This is a genomic window from Micromonospora sp. CPCC 206061, assembly GCF_036906915.1.
In the GTDB taxonomy this organism is placed as follows: Bacteria; Actinomycetota; Actinomycetes; order Mycobacteriales; family Micromonosporaceae; genus Phytohabitans.
Genome location: NZ_JBAKHX010000209.1, coordinates 1 through 1,204, shown reverse-complemented (window position 1 = coordinate 1,204; position 1,204 = coordinate 1). Strand labels below are relative to the sequence as shown.

General features: G+C 64.0%; 1 protein-coding gene. It reads right to left on the bottom strand.

The window, feature by feature from the left end; translation table 11 throughout:
• Nucleotides 1-11: 11 nt before the first annotated feature.
• The gene (locus V6V89_RS41415) at nucleotides 12-1,103 is read right to left on the bottom strand and encodes an IS630 family transposase (RefSeq protein WP_334625221.1); all 1,092 of its coding nucleotides are present in this window, start codon (nucleotides 1,101-1,103) and stop codon (nucleotides 12-14) included.
• Nucleotides 1,104-1,204: the final 101 nt, after the last annotated feature.

Below are 1,204 nucleotides of genomic sequence, written 5' to 3'. Positions count from 1 at the left end.
CTAGTGCCGCGTCACGCAACCTTGATCGTGTAATCGGGGTGGCGGATCTTGGAGTCGGGGGCGAATGCGCGTTTGGGTTGTGCTCGTTGGTTGCGCCAGCGGATGTAGGCGTTGATCGCGGCGTCTTGTTCGCCGTGGGTTTGGTGGTCGGTGCCGTTGAGGGCGAAGTACCGGACTGCGGCGAACTCGGCCTCGATCCAGTTCAGCCAGGACGCGTAGGTGGGTAGGAACACCAGTTCGACCTGGTTGGTCGTGCACCAGGTGAGGACCTCTGCTCGCTTGTGTGGGGAGAAGTTGTCGACGATCACGTACAGCTTCTGTTCCGGCCAGCGTCGGCGCAGGCTCTTGAGGAAGTCGAGGAACTCGCGCCAGCGTTTGCGGTCGCGGATGCGGTAGAACAGCTTGCCGGTGGCCAGGTCGAGGGCGGCGATCATGTGCCGGACACCGTGGGTGCGGGTGTAGGTGGCCCGTAGCCGGACTGGCTGGCCGGCGGGTCGCCATGCCTTGCCCGCGCGTGGTTGCAGGTTCAGCGGCCCGAACTCGTCCACACATATGACCCGTCCGTCGGTGGGCGGGTGGTCGTACAGGTCCAACACCGCTTGCAGCTTGGTGTGGAAGTCGGGATCGGTGGAGTGCTTCCACGTCTTGGTGGCCTGCCACGACACACCACGTTCGTGCAGGATGCGCCGTAGTGTCTCGGTGCTGACCGAGCTGACCACCTTCTCTTGGATCAGGTATTCGCGCAGCTTGGCCAGGGACCAGCAGGAGAACGGCTGGCCCAGGAAGCGGGGGTCGCACCGGGCGATGACACAGATCCAGGATCGGGTCTGGTCATCGATCTTCTTCGGTGCGCCCCCGCTCCATTTTGGGTCCAGCGCGTCGAACCCCCGTTCGTTGAACGCGTGGATCACATCACGGACGTAGTCCTCGGACACCTTCAGCAGGTGCGCGATATCCGGCGCGGGTTGGCCCTGGGCGGACATCAGCACCACGATCGCCCGGCGCAGCTTCACCGGGTCCTTCGCGGTCCGGCTGATTCGCTGCAGCCGCTGTCCCTCAGCCATCGAGACCTGCCGGACGAACACCTCTGGCCGCCTGGCCACCGACCACCTCCAACATCACCAACGACGTTGCAGACAGCCTGCCCCAAACCAGGTCAGACAGACGGCATTACCCGATCAACGTTCAAAGACGCGGCACTAGT